Raw genomic sequence first — 204 nt, 5'->3', positions numbered from 1 at the left:
TCGCTGTGGGGCTCGCTGCTCAAGTTCCGGCGCGAGTTCGACCAGTACATCAACCTGCGCCCGGTGCGCCTGTTCGAGGGCGTGCCTTGCCCGCTGGCCGGCCGCCAGCCGGGCGACATCGACTACCTGGTGGTGCGCGAGAACACCGAGGGCGAGTACACCTCGCTCGGCGGCGTGATGTACGAGGGCACCGAGCGCGAGATC

At 69.1% G+C, this 204-nt stretch carries 1 protein-coding gene; it reads left to right on the top strand.

Features of this window, described 5'->3' with window-relative positions; all coding sequences use genetic code 11:
* Nucleotides 1-204, top strand: a 204-nt coding sequence (locus AC3A6B_RS29950; protein ID WP_487840258.1) for an isocitrate/isopropylmalate family dehydrogenase, incomplete at both ends; no start/stop codon positions are given.

The sequence above is a fragment of the Variovorax sp. Soil_C_33 genome, assembly GCF_057656935.1.
The sequence above is the reverse complement of the archived record's forward strand: the minus strand, read 5'-3'. Positions and strand labels throughout refer to the sequence as shown.